This is a genomic window from Nostoc sp. (genome assembly GCF_036917575.1).
GTDB lineage: Bacteria > Cyanobacteriota > Cyanobacteriia > Cyanobacteriales > Nostocaceae > Nostoc.
In genome coordinates this window covers 44,041-61,632 of the sequence record NZ_JBALDC010000090.1, presented here as the reverse complement: position 1 = coordinate 61,632, position 17,592 = coordinate 44,041, and the positions used below count along the sequence as shown (strand labels likewise).

Annotated in this window: 17 protein-coding genes; 10 read left to right on the top strand and 7 right to left on the bottom strand. The window is 42.2% G+C overall.

Features of this window, described 5'->3' with window-relative positions; translation table 11 throughout:
- The first annotated feature begins 22 nt into the window (after positions 1-22).
- Positions 23-529 (top strand): GNAT family N-acetyltransferase, encoded by a 507-nt coding sequence (locus V7K79_RS26380; protein WP_442938973.1) that lies wholly within the window; start codon positions 23-25, stop codon positions 527-529.
- A 404-nt stretch (positions 530-933) separates the two neighbouring features.
- A complete protein-coding gene (locus tag V7K79_RS26375) occupies positions 934-1,614 on the top strand; it encodes an ester cyclase (RefSeq protein ID WP_335051926.1) in 681 nt (226 codons plus the stop codon).
- A gap of 80 nt (positions 1,615-1,694) precedes the next feature.
- Here the strand turns inward: V7K79_RS26375 and V7K79_RS26370 are convergent, their stop codons facing one another.
- Positions 1,695-1,988 carry a hypothetical protein gene (locus V7K79_RS26370; RefSeq protein WP_335051924.1) on the bottom strand — a complete coding sequence of 98 codons (294 nt, stop codon included), beginning with the start codon at positions 1,986-1,988 and terminating at the stop codon, positions 1,695-1,697.
- 134 nt (positions 1,989-2,122) lie between these two features.
- Entirely contained in the window at positions 2,123-2,560 is a 438-nt protein-coding gene (locus V7K79_RS26365; RefSeq protein ID WP_335051922.1) for a GNAT family N-acetyltransferase, read from the bottom strand.
- 153 nt (positions 2,561-2,713) lie between these two features.
- Here V7K79_RS26365 and V7K79_RS26360 point away from each other — a divergent pair, with 153 nt between their 5' ends.
- Both V7K79_RS26360 and V7K79_RS26355 read left to right on the top strand, forming a co-directional pair.
- Positions 2,714-4,159, top strand: coding sequence for a RecQ family ATP-dependent DNA helicase (locus V7K79_RS26360; protein ID WP_335051920.1), 1,446 nt, complete (start codon positions 2,714-2,716; stop codon positions 4,157-4,159).
- Between the two features lie 443 nt (positions 4,160-4,602).
- Positions 4,603-6,489 (top strand): S9 family peptidase, encoded by a 1,887-nt coding sequence (locus tag V7K79_RS26355; RefSeq protein WP_335051918.1) that lies wholly within the window; start codon positions 4,603-4,605, stop codon positions 6,487-6,489.
- A 63-nt stretch (positions 6,490-6,552) separates the two neighbouring features.
- Here V7K79_RS26355 and V7K79_RS26350 read toward each other — a convergent pair whose 3' ends face one another.
- The 4 genes from V7K79_RS26350 to pheS all read right to left on the bottom strand — a co-directional run bounded on the left by V7K79_RS26350 (position 6,553) and on the right by pheS (position 8,506).
- Positions 6,553-6,897: a DUF5615 family PIN-like protein gene (locus V7K79_RS26350; RefSeq protein WP_335051916.1), complete on the bottom strand. Its 345-nt coding sequence runs from the start codon at positions 6,895-6,897 to the stop codon at positions 6,553-6,555.
- Positions 6,894-7,187 carry a DUF433 domain-containing protein gene (locus V7K79_RS26345; protein WP_335051914.1) on the bottom strand — a complete coding sequence of 98 codons (294 nt, stop codon included), beginning with the start codon at positions 7,185-7,187 and terminating at the stop codon, positions 6,894-6,896. Before V7K79_RS26345 ends, V7K79_RS26350 begins: the two co-directional genes overlap by 4 nt.
- A gap of 79 nt (positions 7,188-7,266) precedes the next feature.
- The gene (locus V7K79_RS26340; protein WP_335051912.1) at positions 7,267-7,389 is read right to left on the bottom strand and encodes a hypothetical protein; all 123 of its coding nucleotides are present in this window, start codon (positions 7,387-7,389) and stop codon (positions 7,267-7,269) included.
- A gap of 124 nt (positions 7,390-7,513) precedes the next feature.
- Positions 7,514-8,506 carry a phenylalanine--tRNA ligase subunit alpha gene (pheS, locus tag V7K79_RS26335; protein ID WP_335051910.1) on the bottom strand — a complete coding sequence of 331 codons (993 nt, stop codon included), beginning with the start codon at positions 8,504-8,506 and terminating at the stop codon, positions 7,514-7,516.
- A 306-nt stretch (positions 8,507-8,812) separates the two neighbouring features.
- Between pheS and surE the strand changes: the two genes are divergently transcribed.
- From surE to V7K79_RS26305, 6 genes are all read left to right on the top strand, one after another.
- Positions 8,813-9,619, top strand: coding sequence for a 5'/3'-nucleotidase SurE (gene surE / locus V7K79_RS26330; protein ID WP_335052039.1), 807 nt, complete (start codon positions 8,813-8,815; stop codon positions 9,617-9,619).
- A gap of 277 nt (positions 9,620-9,896) precedes the next feature.
- Positions 9,897-10,793 (top strand): MBL fold metallo-hydrolase, encoded by an 897-nt coding sequence (locus V7K79_RS26325; RefSeq protein ID WP_335051908.1) that lies wholly within the window; start codon positions 9,897-9,899, stop codon positions 10,791-10,793.
- 465 nt (positions 10,794-11,258) lie between these two features.
- The gene (locus V7K79_RS26320; RefSeq protein WP_335051906.1) at positions 11,259-12,323 is read left to right on the top strand and encodes a bifunctional riboflavin kinase/FAD synthetase; all 1,065 of its coding nucleotides are present in this window, start codon (positions 11,259-11,261) and stop codon (positions 12,321-12,323) included.
- 167 nt (positions 12,324-12,490) lie between these two features.
- Positions 12,491-13,399, top strand: a complete 909-nt coding sequence (locus tag V7K79_RS26315; RefSeq protein ID WP_335051904.1) for an AAA family ATPase — start codon at positions 12,491-12,493, stop codon at positions 13,397-13,399.
- 115 nt (positions 13,400-13,514) lie between these two features.
- Positions 13,515-13,649: a hypothetical protein gene (locus tag V7K79_RS26310; protein WP_335051903.1), complete on the top strand. Its 135-nt coding sequence runs from the start codon at positions 13,515-13,517 to the stop codon at positions 13,647-13,649.
- 357 nt (positions 13,650-14,006) lie between these two features.
- Positions 14,007-14,594, top strand: a complete 588-nt coding sequence (locus tag V7K79_RS26305) for a cytochrome C (RefSeq protein WP_335051901.1) — start codon at positions 14,007-14,009, stop codon at positions 14,592-14,594.
- A 71-nt stretch (positions 14,595-14,665) separates the two neighbouring features.
- Here the strand turns inward: V7K79_RS26305 and V7K79_RS26300 are convergent, their stop codons facing one another.
- A complete protein-coding gene (locus V7K79_RS26300) occupies positions 14,666-17,284 on the bottom strand; it encodes a chemotaxis protein CheB (protein WP_335051899.1) in 2,619 nt (872 codons plus the stop codon).
- Positions 17,285-17,592 lie beyond the last annotated feature (308 nt).

Genomic DNA, 17,592 nt, shown 5'->3' with positions numbered 1-17,592 from the left:
CAACTTTGGGGAGGAGTTATTCGTGAGTTCCAAAAACTTGTTGGGAATTATGCTGACAGAAAAACATATAACTATCAGAGAGGCCACTACCAAAGAAGATTCACTGATTGCAAAACACTCTTACCAAATGTGGCTAGATATTGGTGTTGATGAGAGTAATATTCTTCTGGAGTGGCAAAATATTACCCTACAATTTATAGAAGAAGCGCGTCGAGATTTGTTTTATAAGGCTTTTATTGCAGAGATTGATAATACAGTTGTGGGTTCTGTAAATTGTCAACTGTTTGCAGGTTTATACCCGAATGTTTTCAAAGATGAATACCGCAAATTTGGATATATTTGGGGCGTTTACGTTGAACAATCTTACCGCAGACAAGGCATTGCTAAATCTCTAACTAATAGAGCAATTGAATATTTAAAAGCGATCGGTTGCACGCGAGTGGTTCTTAACGCTTCGCCATTGGGTAAACCAGTTTACTCCAGCCTCGGTTTCTCTGAAGGTAATGCAATGCAATTAGATTTGATTTAACAAAATATAATTCAGAAATGAATTCTGTGTAATTAGCGGATAAATAAACCTAAATCTGATAGGATAAGTTTCTAACTCAATAAACATCTGTGTTTGGTTATACTCGGATTTATACAACCCATATTCTGCACCCTAAACTGTCACAGAATGAATTTTGGATGTTTTAAGATTTGGGATTAGCGATCGCTATTGGACATTTATTCACTTTCGTATAAAAAGTAGCTTTAATTGTATATTAAAATCCGAAAAAACCGATTGTGACAGTAAAAGTGCGGAATCTCGGATATGATAAGCTAAATTTATTGAGTTAATTATGAATATTTTTTACTTTTTTAGATTTTTCGATTTACTTGTATGCATAAAACTTTATTCTGAGAAACGATGTTTATAGTCAGTTAGCTTGTATGAGTAGCGAGAAAACAACAGAATTGCCACTCTGGGTACAAGATAGAGATATAGTCATGGCTCATGATGAAGAAGTACAGTGGCGAGAAGGAAAACGCCCCGATTATTCATACACCAATGAATTTCTTCATCAAGAGAGTAAATTTCAGCATCCAGAAGGTTCTTTAGAAGCGATCGCTCAAAACTTAGTCCGCACTTTTGAGATGGAAGCTTCTAATAAATCTAATCCTCAACAGTGGCTTTCGATTGTTACTGATAAGTTTAAGATGAGTACCAATGGCGGACAACAATTCACTGCTGAGGATGTTGCAGTTGAGGGTACATATAACCTGTTTTTGGGTAAAACTGAGCAATATAACTCTGAAACAGAAACCTTTGAATCTTCATTTCAAGTTTTTCATAAAGCCTTTCCTAATGGCTTCCTCTGGGAATTAACAGAAGTACTTTCGGGGCCGCCTAATGTTACCTTTAAGTGGCGACATTGGGGAACATTTAATGGTTCCTATAAAGACTATACACCTACAGGTGAAACAATAGAAATCATCGGAGTTAGTATTGCTCGCGTCACTGATGATTTAAAGATTGAGTCTTTAGAGCATTATTTTGATAATAATGTCTTTCTTCAGAAATTAACCGCAGGTGGTTGTCCTTTCCATTCCCAAAATCAGAATAATCACTAATTTTGATTTAGTATAGTCTATCGGTACGCTAGATCGGTGCTCTTACCAAACAGCAGTGAGCGCCGATCTAGTGATTACAATCATCCTAAATCTGCAATTGCAGACTTATTATTAATGCTGATGAGGAGATGCGGAGAAACTTTAATGAATTGAAAAATGCCGTTCATGGTATTCGTGTTTGCACAGTAGTAACTGGTGTTTTGACTGAAGGTGTAAACCCAGATATAGCACTTCTTGTTTGAATGCAGTACACCCCAATAAACGGTAGGGGCACAGCATTGCTGTGCCCCTACGAACGCTTGTATTTGACGCAAGCGAGAACGTTCATTGATATAACCCGCACTAAGTAATACTTGTCTGGTATGCTTTGTCATTGAATCGGATTGAATCACCCGATGAACAACTCCAGTCAGAGAAACTATACCTAGATTGTAATCTAACTATCAATACAGGTTAGCGATGTCTACGACGGGCTATTCGGCGTCGCACTTGTTTACCCCCGCTTTGCTCAAGCTTGATTAGCATTGACATTTAAACGCATCATAATTTTTTCCGGTTCTGTCAAATTTTTAAATCCATAACGGCGATAAAGTCCATGAGCATCTTTTGTACCTAACAGCCATCTTTGAACGTCTTGCAATTCTGGATATTCTAAAATATATTCTATAAACCATTTTCCTAAACCCTGTCCTCGATAAGGCTCCAGAATAAAAACATCTTTTAACAACGCAGAAGTTGCATAATCAGTGATGACTCTGGCAAAGCCAACTTGTTGATTATCTTCATAAAGTCCAAAACATAAAGAATTGTTTATTGACTTTTCTACAGTGGCTAATGGGATGTTTTCAGCCCAATAAGAAGTTTGTAAAAAATCATGAACTATTTGAATATCTAATTTAGATTTATCGGTATTGATGTAAAATCGATGTTTTAATTCTTCATTCATCTCACTACATCTTTTATTTAATAGGTTGAAAAATTATAGTTCATTCTTGGGGTCAATGGTTTGTTATCTCAAATGATGAAATTACTGAACCATTAGTTGGATAACAAAGGCTATATTCAGCATTCAATGATATGGGTGTATCTACCATTGATTATGAATCAGCCTACAACAAAATCTTGGCAAGAAGTCCGCGCTGCTTTCAAACAAATCTGGGGTTATGAAGATTTCCGTCCACCGCAAGGAGAAATTGTCAGCAGTTTATTGGCACAAAAAGATGCGCTGATTATTATGCCCACAGGTGGCGGGAAGTCGATTTGTTTTCAACTTCCCGCGCTACTACAAACAGGATTAACTTTGGTAGTTTCGCCTTTGGTGGCACTAATGGAAAATCAAGTTCAGGAATTACTACAAAGCCACCAAAAAGTAGCACTTTTGCATAGTGAATTATCTTCATCTCAACGTCGTGCAACTCTGCAAGCTTTGGAACGTCAACAGCTAAGATTACTTTATTTATCACCCGAAACTTTGCTGAGTGCGCCAGTTTGGGAAAAATTATCTCAGCCGCAATTGCAAATTAATGGTTTGATTTTAGATGAAGCCCATTGTTTAGTGCAGTGGGGTGATACTTTTCGCCCAGCTTACCGCAGATTAGGGGCAGTGCGTCCGGCATTGCTCAAATCAAAACCACCAGGAACAAAAATTAGTATCGCCGCTTTTACTGCTACTGCTGACCCCTCAGCCCAAAAAATTATTCAGACAGTTTTACAATTACAGCAACCAGAGATTTTCCGCTTGAATCCCTACCGTCCGAACTTGCATCCCAGCATTCGCATCGCTTGGACACCACGAGGTAGAAAACAACAATTATTAAAGTTTATTCAAAATAGACCGCAACAATCGGGATTAGTTTATGTTCGCACTCGCAGAGATAGTGAAGATTTAGCCCAATGGTTAGCAGAGATGGATTTTGCGACAGCTAGCTATCATGCGGGATTAGGTGCAAGTGAACGCCGTGAAGTAGAAGCAAGCTGGTTAAGTGGTAAAATACCTTTTGTGGTTTGTACCTGTGCGTTTGGCATGGGGATAAATAAATCAGATGTTCGCTGGGTTGCCCATTTTCATGCACCACATTTATTATCTGAATATGTGCAAGAAATTGGCCGGGCTGGAAGGGATGGGAAACCGGCAGAGGCGTTAACATTGGTGAGTGAACCTACGGGGTGGTTAGATTCAGGGGATAAGCAAAGACAGGAATTTTTTCAACAACAAATGCGATCGCAACAACAAATAGCGCAGCAACTTGTGAAAAAATTACCAAAACAGGGAGAAGTGAATGCTGTAACCCGACAATTTCCTGAAGGTGCGATCGCTTTAGCTTTACTCCATAGCAGTGGTCAGCTAAACTGGCTTGACCCTTTCCATTACAGCATTGGGCAAAAAGCGGGAAACCAGCCACCGACGCAATTACACGCTGCTAAACAAATGCAGCAATATTTGACTACAAAGCAGTGTCGTTGGCAGTTTTTATTAAATGCCTTTGGTTTTGATAAAGAAGCAGCTAACTTGCGTTGCGGACATTGTGACAATTGCCGTAAATGAGTATCAAAGACTCATTTATGAAGATTACTCTCTTGCTGCTTGTTCGCCGTCAGGTGTTCTTGCTACAATACCTAAAATATTTTCATAATTGCGATCGCCCACCGTCTGGTTAGAGAAAGACGTAAAAGAAAAAATAAATAATCTTATAGCCAGACAGGGAGTAAGTTAAAACTTTTTTCTTTTCCCTGCTTTGCTAAATATTCTCCAGCTAGGTTCATCCAATAGGATGAATTATCATTTTCACCACTAAGTGACAATATGGGTAGTCAAGATAATTCGTAATTGATAATTCGTAGTTACAATCAGTGCTAGCTCTGAACCCACCACTGAATTGTTGCACCACCAAATCAAAGATTTGGTGGGGGTTTGTACCCTCTTTAATTACGAATTACGAATTACGAATTACGAAATAGTAATTATTTGGTCAAGTAGAGGATAAAAATATGTCATCTGCTCAAGCGCCCTCCCTACCACCGTTGATTCCGCGCGAAATCCTGTTTGGGAATCCCGAAAAAACTAGCCCACAACTCTCCCCTGATGGCAAGTACTTGGCATATATCGCCCCTGACGAGAAAAATGTCTTGCAGGTATGGTTGCGAACTATAGGACAAGAAGATGACAAGATATTAACTGCTGACAAAAAGCGTGGTATCCGCATTTTCTTCTGGACTTATAACGCTGACCAGTTGATTTATATGCAAGACTCGGATGGCGACGAGAACTTTCACCTCCACTTAGTTAATATTCACTCCCAGATTGTGCGTGACTTAACGCCATTCCAGGGTGTGAAAGCCGAACTTGTGGAACTAGAACCCAAATTTCCAGATGAAGTGCTGGTAGCGTTAAACTTGAACAATCCTCAAAAGTTTGACGTTTACCGCATCAACCTCAAAAATGGTGCAGTTGAGTTCGACACTGATAACCCCGGTAACATTATCAGTTGGACATCTAACGCCCAGTTACAAATACGTGCAGCAACAGCTAGTACACCCGATGGTGGTTACGATTTATTGTTGCAGAAACCCGATAAACAGTGGGAAATTCTTCGCCACTGGGGGCCAGAAGAGGAAGGAAATTCTGTAAGTTTCTCAGATGATGGCAAAACCCTTTATATTCAAGCGAATCATGATGCTAACGCTAAACGTCTCTTAGCTGTTGACCTAGAAACTCGTCAAGAAACTGTGATTGCTGAAGATGAACAATATGATGTCGTGGGGATAATTATTCATCCACTGACGCGAGTTATTCAAGCAGTTTCTTTCTACAAAGATAAACAAGAATGGCAGGTAATCGATCGCAGTATCGCCGCAGATTTTGAGGAAATCGCCAAGGTGCGTCCTGGAGAATTCTCTATAATTAGCCGCGACTTGGAAGATAAAACTTGGGCTTTAGCTTATAGAACTGACAATGGGCCAGTTTATTACTATGCCTACAATCGAGAGTCCAAAACTAGCACTTTCCTTTTTAGCAACCAGCCCAAACTTGAAGCGTTGCAGTTAGCTTCAATGCAACCGATTTCCTACGAAGCACGCGATGGCTTAACTATCCATAGTTACCTGACAACTCCCGTGGGAATACCGACGCAGAATCTCCCAACAGTCCTGCTGGTTCATGGCGGCCCTTGGGCGCGGGATACTTGGGGTTTCTCTCCCACAACGCAATGGCTAGCTAACCGAGGTTATGCCGTGTTGCAAGTCAACTTTCGCGGTTCCACTGGCTATGGTAAAGCATTTTTGAATGCTGGAAATCGCGAATGGGGTGGCACAATGCACGATGACTTGATTGACAGCGTGAACTGGCTGGTAGAAAAAGGCATTTCCGATCCGCAAAAGATTGCGATTATGGGTGGTTCTTATGGAGGTTACGCCACCCTAGCGGGGTTGACTTTTACACCCGAAATCTTTGCTGCTGGCGTGGATATTGTCGGGCCGAGTAACCTGATTACCCTGATAGAAACTATACCGCCCTATTGGGAACCGATCAAAGCAATGATTTATCATCGCATTGGCAACTTGGAGACAGAAGAGGAGTTTCTCAAATCGCGATCGCCTTTATTTTTCGCTGACCGAATTCAAAAACCTTTACTCATCGGTCAAGGTGCAAACGATCCACGGGTGAAACAATCAGAAAGTGATCAAATTGTCAACGCAATGCAACAAGCTGGTTTGCCAGTGCAATATGCACTTTACACAGATGAAGGACATGGTTTTGCCAGACCAGAAAATCGCTTGCACTTTTTTGCGATCGCCGAAGAATTTCTCGCCAAATACATAGGCGGTAGATTTGAACCTTTGGCAGATATTCCTGGTCATTCAGGAATAGTTAAATAAATTCTCACGCGTGGTGGTTAGTGTCATTCACCGACCACCTTAATATTTTTAATTTGAAACGATTTATGCATACAACAACTGATTCCTAATTTCATCAGCCGTTAGTGTGGTTACCAAAATACCAATCCGTTGTGCGACTTCATAAGCGTTTTTCTGAGGCACAATAATAATCCCAAAATGTTCTTTATTCTCATCTATATACTGGAGATGCAACCGCTCAAAATCGACACGGTTATGTGTCAAGATACATCTGCCCGCAGAAGTTGCAAGTTCAAGTTGCTCACGGTCAGTTTTGCCGAGGGTTGCCTGTTCAGAAACAGTTGTGATATCCAGACCGCGCGAACGTAACAGTGTAGCAACCAACGCTGACATATCCTCATCGCTGTAAAGTGCAGCAAAAACTGTCACGATTTGCCTAACATAGGTTTTACAGATGGATGTATTAATTCATCGGGTACTTGGTTTTGCTCGATGTATTCATTAATCTCTGCTTGATAATCGAGATAAAAACTCAAGGCATCGAACACTTGTGCCAGCGTCAGATGTGGCAAATGGTTCAGGATTTCTTCTGGCATAATCCCCAACCGCCACAAACCGACAATGGCACGAACAGATGTCCGAGTACCTATAATAATAGGCTCTCCACTCAAAATTTCAGGGTTACGGGTAACGTAGCGCGAGGAGGTTTCAGCGAACATAGAATAAATGAAGGAAGCAGAACTGGCGTTGCCTCCAGTTTACCAATAGTTTTGGTCAGCACCAGGCTGGTTTGCCAGACTAGAAAATGGCTTGATCGAAAGATGCGATCGCAGTATTTCCTACAAATCTGGTTTCTTCATAAAACCCGTGTTTGCCCAAATTTGATTGCCGCTTATTTTCATCCCAAGTGAACTGCATCATCTGATACGGTGCTAAATTTTGAATTTTGAATTATTCAATCCAAAATTCAAAGTTTAAAATCCAAAAATGTTTGACTTTTGCAAGAGATATAGTAAACGCCTGATTATCTACAGCGATCGCTTTCCTAAAATTGCTGCAAAAACCGCAAATCACTAGCATATAATCGGCGAATATCATCAATTTGATGTAACACCATTGCAAAGCGTTCTACACCAAAACCAGCTGCAAACCCTGTATAAACTTCTGGGTCGTAACCCACGGACTTAAGTACATTTGGATCGACCATACCGCAGCCCATCACCTCTAACCAGCGCCCATTCCACTGCAAATCTACCTCAGCCGAAGGTTCAGTAAACGGGAAATAACTGGCGCGGAAACGAATTGGTAAATCGCCAAATATTGCTTGTAAAAATACTTTAATTGTGCCTTTGAGGTCTGTAAAAGTTAGTCCCTCATCAATGGCTAAAAGTTCTATTTGATGGAAAACTGCTGAGTGAGTTGCGTCTACATTATCTCGCCGATAAACTCGCCCTGGAGCCACAACCCGAATTGGTGGTTCTTCTCTTTCCATGTAACGAATTTGCACTGACGAGGTATGAGTCCGTAAAAGATTACCATCTGGTAGATAGAAGGTATCCTGCATATCACGGGCGGGATGGTCAGGTGGGGTATTGAGAGCCTCGAAATTATAATAATCTGTTTCCATCTCTGGCCCTTGAGCCACGGTGTAGCCCATACCAACAAAGATATCCAGCGCCCGGTCAATAATGCCGTTGAGGGGATGAATGCGACCTTGGGGGCTGTAAATTCCTGGCATAGTTACATCCAGGGTTTCCGCCTCTAACAAAGCTTGAATTTGCGCGGCTTCTAAAGCAGCACGTTGCTGGTCTAGACTAGTTTGCAGGGATTCTTTGACTGTATTGGCGATCGCTCCAATTTTTGGTCGTTCCTCTGCACTCATTTGCCCCATACTTCGCAACAGCGCCCCCAGTTCCCCTTTTTTACCCAGATAGTTAACTCTGAGTTCCTCCAGACGTTCTAAGGTGTCGGCATCTGCGATCGCTTTTTCTCCTGACTGCCGCAGTGCTAAAAGTTGAGCTTCTAAATTGCTAGTCATTAGTTATTAGTCATTGGTCATTAGTCATTAGTCTATAGTCAAAAGCTGTGAACTGCTCGATAAATAAACTTATAGCTATGCCATTAACATCAGCTAAAGGTAAAGGTCAAAACCAAACCTTTAGACTTGTAAATCCATAACATCTTACTTAACCAGACTTGAAAATTGAGCAACTTGTCTTAAAGGTTGGTAAAGTTCCACCACAGTATCTAGTGAGTATAAATGTTTTTTGCTGCTTGTGACCTCAGACATTGACAAATGGCTAATAACAAATAACTAATAACTAATGACCAATGACTAATGACTATGAAATTACTAATTAGCAACGATGATGGCATTTCTGCCTTGGGGATTCGTACCCTAGCCAATTACTTGGCAGAGGCTGGTCATGATGTGAGTGTAGTTTGCCCAGATCGAGAGCGATCGGCAACCGGACACGGGTTAACTTTACACCAACCGATTCGCGCCGAAATTGTTGAAGAGATTTTTCATCCTGCTGTCAAAGCTTGGGCTTGTGATGGTACGCCTTCAGATTGCGTCAAATTGGCGCTGTGGGCATTGCTAGAAACTCCCCCGGATTTGGTTCTCTCTGGTATTAATCAAGGTGCGAATTTGGGAACTGAAATTTTATATTCTGGTACTGTTTCTGCGGCAATGGAAGGTTTAATTGAAGGCATTCCCAGCGTAGCGCTGAGTCTGATGAGTCACACATCTAAAGACTTTCAAGCTGCTGCTAAATTTGCCACAGTTCTCGTAGACCAGTTAGCCCAAAAACCGCTGCCAGATTTAATGTTGCTCAACGTCAACATTCCTGCGGTCAAATGGGAAGAAATTGCTGGAGTTACTCTCACCCGTCAAGGAATACGGCGTTACATTGATGTCTTTAATAAACGAGTCGATCCTCGTGGAAAAACGTACTACTGGTTAACCGGAGAGGTAATTGAGGATGTGGAACCCCCAAGCGGATTAAATCTGCTTCAAAATGTACCTACAGATGTGGAAGTTGTACGTAAAAACTACATCAGTATTACTCCGTTACAATACAATCTCACTTACGCAACTGGATTAGAGAAATTATCAAAGTGGGAATTCAATTTTCCTGGAATCATTTGATTTATCAGGACAAAAATGTGGTTATTCAAATGACATCACGGAAAAATGTAGGCTATAACGTAGGGGCACTCTTGAAATAACTGATACACATTCACCCCAAAATCTGAGAAATTCTAACTGACTATTTGATTCACATTTACACAATCAGCCAGAAACAGGATATGCTGTTCTACCAAGAAATCTTCCCTCTAGCAAAATCAGTAAGACAGCATAAACTTCGACAAAATAAGTAACAATTCTTTCATTTATCGCCCGCTCAGTCCAGCAAGCAACACCCATGTCTAGGATAGAGAATCAATTTACCGTACAATTTTGGGGCGTTCGTGGCAGCATCCCCAGCCCAGGGCCACACACTGTTCGTTACGGCGGTAATACCCCTTGCATATCAATGCAAGCGGGCGATAAACGCTTAGTTTTCGATGCTGGCACAGGACTACATGTTTTGGGGCAATCTCTGTTGCGCCAAATGCCGTTAGAAGCTCACATATTTTTTACCCACTCTCACTGGGATCACATGCAAGGTTTTCCCTTCTTTACTCCAGGGTTTGTAAAGGGGAATGACTTTCATATTTACGGCGCGATCGCACCTGATGGTTCTACCATAGAACAGCGCCTCAACGACCAGATGTTGCACCCGAACTTTCCTGTACCCTTGCAAATTATGCAAGCCAATTTAAATTTCTACGACATTCGGCCAGGGCAACCAATCCACATTGATGAAGTTACTGTAGAAACAGCACCTTTAAATCATCCAGGTGAAGCGGTAGGATACCGCGTCAACTGGCGTGGTGGTGCTGCTACTTACATTACTGATACCGAACATTTTCCCGATCGACTTGATGACAATGTGCTGTGGCTAGCTCGTAATGCCGACATTTTAGTTTACGATTCTACCTACACAGACGAGGAATACTACTCGTCAAAATCCCCAAAAATTGGCTGGGGACATTCTACCTGGCAAGAAGCAGTAAAAGTGGCACAAGCTGCTAACGTCAAAACTCTGGTGATTTACCACCACGATCCAGCACACGATGACGATTTTTTGGATTGTGTAGGCAAAAAAGCCGCTGAAAAATTTCCTGGTGCTATTATGGCACGGGAAGGATTGGTACTTCAGGTTCCGACCTCAGTTGTCTTATCAGAATCTTTTCCTGTTAGCAAGTTTTCTACCTAAAGATTGCGATCGGAGGAATTGGAGATTTTAGATTAGATTGGTGATCAGAGGCTTTCAGCGCGAGAGCGTCCCTGTTAGCTGTACGGTGAGACAGCCCTGCCCAGAGTTGTCTAAGCACCGATTAGAGGATTGGGGCGACAACAAGAGGACAAACTTTATAGATTCACCAACACAGCCCACACACCCAGTGACACCCTAAGATTGCTACTGGCGATCTAAAACCTCATTGAAGTCTCAACATGGGACTAGAGCCTTTTTAGCTCTGGTATTTGGGGTTATCTGGACTTAGCAGTTAGCTCTCAAGCTGATGGCACAAGAAACCATCTTGGGCGACTTTCCTTGGGTTAGGCTTTTGGCTGATAGCACAAGACCTCATAGGCAGTTGGTGAAGTCCTCCTGAAGGCGGTTTACCATAGGGTAGCTTCCTGCTGATAGCTAAAATAAACCTAAAATCTCAGAATCCACGTGCTAAATTTGTCTAAAAATGGGTGTTCTGTGCGGGTTGCTTTTTCGAGCGAAGAGCTACTAACGCCGACTGCTGTTGCCCTTGGCAAGTTTGATGGTGTTCATCTTGGGCATCAAAGGGTAATTCAACCAGTCTTGCACGCTGGTGGTCATTTGTCAGTAGCTAGTAGTCCGCAGTCAAAGGAAAATCAACTGACAAATCAAGAATATACCTACTCAACAGTTGTCACCTTTGACCCCCATCCACAGGAGTTCTTTACAGGGCAACCGCGGACTTTGTTAACGCCACTGGATGAAAAAGTCCAACAATTGCGATCGCTTGGGGTAGAACAACTGGTACTACTACCTTTTGATAAAGAATTGTCTGCGTTGACCCCCGAAGAATTTGTCGAAAAAATTCTCGTGCAACAACTGCGATGCCAGCGAATTAGCATCGGGCAGGATTTTTGTTTTGGCGAAAAACGCAGTGGTACTGCTCAAGATTTGCAATTACTCGCCGCCAAGTACAATATTCCCGTTACCATCGTTCCCTTACAAACTTATACAGGTGATTCATCCACCCAAACCAGTTGCGTCAGTACTACTTCAACTCAAGATGCCCGGATTAGCACTTCATTGATCCGCCAAACCCTTGAGCAAGGAGACATCGAAAACGCAAATCTATTATTAGGACGCCCCTACACCCTCCTTGGTGATGTCGTTCAAGGTCAACAATTAGGCAGAACAATTGGCTTTCCCACTGCTAACCTCCAACTACCAAAAGAAAAGTTTGTACCCCGCCAAGGAGTTTACGCTGTCCGCGTTTTCACTCTTGATGAAACATCAGATACCGCTCCTAGTGAGAACTTAGGCGTTATGAATATCGGTAATCGTCCAACTGTAAACGGTACTTATTCATCTGCGGAAGTACATTTATTTGATTGGTCAGGTGATTTGTATGGCAAAAAACTGGTTGTGCAGCTAGTTAAATTTTTGCGCCCCGAACAAAAATTTCCTTCTCTCGAAGCCCTGAAAACACAAATTCAACTTGACTGCGTTGTTGCTAGAGAAGTTTTGAGTGCTTAGTGGGAATAATAGATAGGGCATTGGGGATTGGGGATTGGGGATTGGGGATTGGGTATTGGGTGAAAACTCTTCGCTGATCCTCTTCATCCCCCTTATCTCCCTATTCCCCATTCCCCCTTATCCCCAGAGGGGGCCCCACCTTCCCCATTCCCCACTTTCTACAACGCATGAGAGAAAAAATCGACGCTTTAACACAAAATCTGGCTCTTACCATCGTTGGCAAAGCTGAGGCAATACGCTTAGTGCTAGTCGCCTTGTTAGGTGGTGGTCATGCTCTTTTAGAAGATGTCCCTGGTGTTGGTAAAACCCTGCTCGCTAAATCCTTAGCTCGTTCGCTGGATGGCAAGTTTCAACGGCTACAATGCACTCCCGATTTACTACCAACTGACATTACTGGCACCAACATCTGGAACCCAAAAAGCGGCGAATTTACTTTTCTGCCTGGGCCAGTCTTTACCAATGTGTTATTAGCTGATGAAATTAACCGCGCCACACCCCGCACTCAGTCAGCTTTATTGGAAGTTATGGAAGAACACCAGGTAACAGTTGATGGTGTCTCTCGTGCAGTTCCCCAGCCCTTTTTTGTGATTGCCACTCAAAACCCTATTGAGTATCAAGGTACTTTTCCTCTGCCAGAAGCGCAAATGGATCGGTTTATGTTGTCGCTGAGTTTGGGCTATCCTTCTGAGACAGAAGAACTCCTGATGCTGCAAAATCTCCAAAATGGTGTAAAAGTTGCTAATTTGCAGCCTTGTATTACCTTGGCAGAAGTACAGGAATTGCGTTACCTCTGCTCTCAAGTAAAAGTGGCAACTTCTTTGCAACAGTACATTCTCGAATTAGTACGGGCAACACGTCAAGATGAGGAAATCGCCCTTGGTGTCAGTCCGCGCGGCACATTAGCATTACAACGGGCAGCGCAAGCGTTAGCTTTTCTATTAGGGCGTGATTATGCCATTCCCGATGATGTGAAATTTCTTGTCCCTCATGTTCTTTGCCATCGCCTTATTCCTAGAGGAGGACGCAATTCAAGGACTGTTATTGAGCGATTATTGCGATCGGTTTCTATTCCTTAGTAAGTTGTTCCACATTTAACTTGTATATATTGCTGATCTCAAATGTGTGAGGGAATTGATGCTGAATGAATAGCCATCGGTATTCATCGATTTAACTTCTGAATATAAATAAAACTTGCGTGACCTTTCAAAAAAATTTCGCAATATTCGCTTTGATGTTCAACCGATTATTGAGCAATTACAACAAGGAAATTTTGTCGGCGATCGCACGCGGACATTGGTGAGGAATATATTGTTTCTCCTGGGATAGTTCGTAACAGTAGTATCCAAAAAGGTAATAGTGCTGGATACCGATTGATTTATCAAGTTGAGTCACTACAAGTATTTTGCTACTAACGATTTATTTCAAATCTGACCGAGAAGATATTGGTGCAAATGAAATCCGAGATATTGTGGCAGATTTCTCTAGTGAGTCAGGTTAAAACTACTAGAACATTTTTCCTTGCATAGTCACTGGTGCGCTGAATAGATATTTATATTACTGTTGTCTATATGAAAAATGTGTTGCTTGCCAAAACTACTTAGACAAGACTTGAAACACTGCGAATACTGCGTAAGTCTTATGATTAGCACAAGCGCCACTTTTAAATATTTGGGAATGTGAGGAATGTCAATTTTTGTTAAGCGCAAAATCCGCGATGCCTACGGCGGGCTACGCCAACGCCGACCATTACAGCAAAGCGCCGAACGCGAGTTAAAACGCCAGTTTTTCGGTTTACTTCTGGTAATTATAACCTGGAGTTTAGCTATGGGCTGGATTCTAGCCTTGGCAACTAATGGCCACAGTGCTACTCCCCCCGCCGAAATTGGCACAGTTGACGTAGTTCCTGCACAATACCAACTCAGCCAAGAACTGTATTTAGAAAACTGCTCCAGATGTCACATTGCCATACCACCAGCCGTTTTACCCACCCAAACTTGGAAAAATCTCCTGCAAGACTCGCAGCACTACGGGACACAACTCCAGCCTTTAGTTGATCCGCCACGCATCCTGGTGTGGAAATATCTTTCGACTTTCTCCCGTGTGCAGCTAGACGACGAAGAAACACCATATCGCGTCAACGACTCGCGTTATTTCAAAGCTTTGCATCCAGGAGTTAAGTTACCACGTCCTGTCCAGATTGGCAGTTGTGTCAGCTGTCATCCCAGTGCTAATGATTACAATTTCCGCCGCCTGACACCAGAGTGGAAGTGAAGAGTGGGAGCAATGCGATTTTGTGAGGTGAGGCAGAAGGCAGGGGGCAGGAGGAGGCAGGGACTCTTCCTTTAATCGACGCTGTGTTTGAGGGCATTAATGTCAATTAAGACGACTACAGCTCCATCAATTTTGTTGTCTATCGTCCGGTAGGGTCGGATTCGCATATCATACCAATAACCCTGCTGGTTTTGAACTTCTTGAGCTTTATGATTTAGGGTCTTAATCACCTCTAATATCTGCCCTTCTAAGTCGGAAAGATTTAGGTTATGGTTGATATCACTGAGCGGTCGCCCGACATCTGTAGCAATCAAGTTAAAAATTTCCCCAGCTACCGGAGTAAAGCGCCGAATCCGCAAATCCCCGCCCAGCATTAAAATCGGAATGTTAATACTGCTCAGGAGATTTTGCAAATCGTCGCCAACCTGAGTTGATTCGACATTCCGCCGCTGTAATTCGTCGTTAATCATATTCAGTTCTTCATTGATTGCCTGAATTTCTTCTTTAGCGGTTTCTAATTCCTCATTAGTACTCTGCAATTCTTCGTTGCTGGAGAGAATTTCTTCGTTAGCAGCTCTTAAGTCTTGATTGGTGGCTTGCTGCTCCTCGATAATCGATTGAAGATATTCTTTAGTAGTGGCTAATTCTTGTTTGAGTTGGGTATTCTCTTGCTCTTGTGCTGTTAATCGCTGCTTGGAAGCGCTTTTAACAGATTTGGCGACCTCTGTTACAGCAGTCTCTACCTCTAGTACATTTTTAAAAATAACCAAAAAGTAGCATTCTCCCACTAAAGAGGGTTGTAACGGAATCACATCAATTCTAATTTGCCTGAGTTGATCATTTTCTTTAATCTTTATACTTTCGTTTGTCACCGCCTCATTCCGTTTTTTTGCTTGGTGGATGGCGGTACGTAGCTCTAGTCGCAATCCTTCTTTTGCCATTTTCAGCAAGTTAAGGCTGGCTTTGCCAGGTGCGGGTTCGAGAAAAGAACTAGTCTGTCCCCTGAATTGAATAATCTCTAGCTCGTTGTTGATAATTACACCGACTGGAGCGTAGCTATTTAAGATAATTCGGTCAGCTTCTTTGTGTATTTCTAGGTCGTTCCACTCTTCTTCGTTTAATGTTGGCTGAGAGTTGGCGGGTTTTTTGGGATAACTGCTGCTGATTAAATCAATCCCTAGTCCAGCAGATGCAATTTTCATAGCATAAATCTTGTACTTTCTGTCTATTAGCGAAAACAAGTTGGAAAACTCGCCAACTGTCTCTGAAGTGCCTAACATCAAAAAGCCTGTTGGCTTGAGACCATAGTGGAAGACTGGCAAGAGTTTTTTCTGTACAGCTGCGCTCAAATAAATCAGCACATTTCGACAGGTAATCAGATCCAGTTGAGAAAATGGTGGGTCCTTAATCAGGTTTTGTCTGGCGAAGACACACAGTTCGCGCACTGGCTTGCTGATTTGGTAGCCATCCTCTACTTGGACAAAGAAGCGCTGTAGACGTTCTTTAGAAACTTGTGCTATTTGGCTGGGTTTGTAAATACCGAGTCTAGCTTTATCAATCCCCACTTCGTTAATATCTGTGGCAAAAATTTGGATAGATGGATTAATTCCCTGTTCTGACAAATACTCTAGTAAGCAAATGCCAATTGAGTAAGCTTCTTCTCCTGTAGAACATCCTGTTACCCAAATGCGGATTGGGGAATCTGGTCTTCGACCTTTGACAATCACTGGAAAAACTTTGGTCTTTAAGGCTTCAAAGGCTTCAGCATCGCGGAAAAAACTGGTAACGGTGATCAGTAAATCTTGATATAAAGCATTTACTTCCCCAGAGTTTTCTTGGAGATAGTGGACGTAATCTTCCAGTTTTTCAAGTTTATACAAAATCATCCGCCGCAAAATTCGCCGCTTTAAGGTAGTTTGCTTGTAATGGCTAAAGTCTACTGCTGTGGCGGTATTAAGCAAACGAAAGATTATCGAGAGAGCATTCTCACCTTCGGGTATTATTTCAGATGGTTTTTCTATAGATAGGTCTTTGACATAGGGATGAGAGCTGAGTTTTGCTAGTTCTTGTGCAATCGCTTGCGGTGTTAAGATAAAATCTACATTACCCGAAGCGACGGCGGTGTTAGGCATACTACTGACTCTGGCGCTGTCTTCACACTGAGCAAAGGTAATACCGCCAGCTGCCTTAATTTCTTCCAATCCCTGTACGCCATCTCCATCGCCTCCTGATAGCACAACTCCAATCGCTTTACTTCCCCGCTCCTCTGCTAACGAAGTAAAGAAAGCATCGACTGTCTTCGATAGCCCTCGTACTTTTTCCCGTGGTATCAGTTGTAGCACCCCTTGAGAAATAGTCATCGTTTTGTTGGGCGGAATCACGTATACATTGTTCGGTTCTACACTCATCCCCTGTTCTACTTCTTTTACAGGCATTTGGGTTGTCCTGGCAAGAATTTCGCTCAATAAGCTTTTTTGATCAGGACTTAAGTGCTGAACTAGCACAAATCCCATACCAGTATCAGTTGGTAAATTACGCAGTAATTCTATGAATGCTTCCAATCCGCCTGCTGAAGCTCCCATCGCAACAATGGGAAATAATTTATTATCGTTGTTCTGCTGCTCCATTTCAGACCCATTAGCAGCAGTGGAATCAGATTGAAATTTATTAGAAGGCTGCTTAGATGTCATAGTATGCAAAAAAAAAGCAGGGGACAGAGTTTATGCTTGATTTTGAGAACTAGGTTGTGTTCTTTAGAGGATGTTTTAAAAGTCTCAAAAGGTATAATCTTGCAGTTCTGCACTAGGTTAAGCGCAACGCATAATCAAGGTTACGCCATGTACTGAGATGCTTTGCTGTACTATTTATGAGAAAAAGACCCTTTTAAAACATTCTCTTAGATGCAAATCGCTGTAATTTATACATTTATCGTTGTACCTTAATAAATTTAGTGCTTTGTAAATTGCTAGGAGTAATTAATCACTTTCTTTTTCAAATC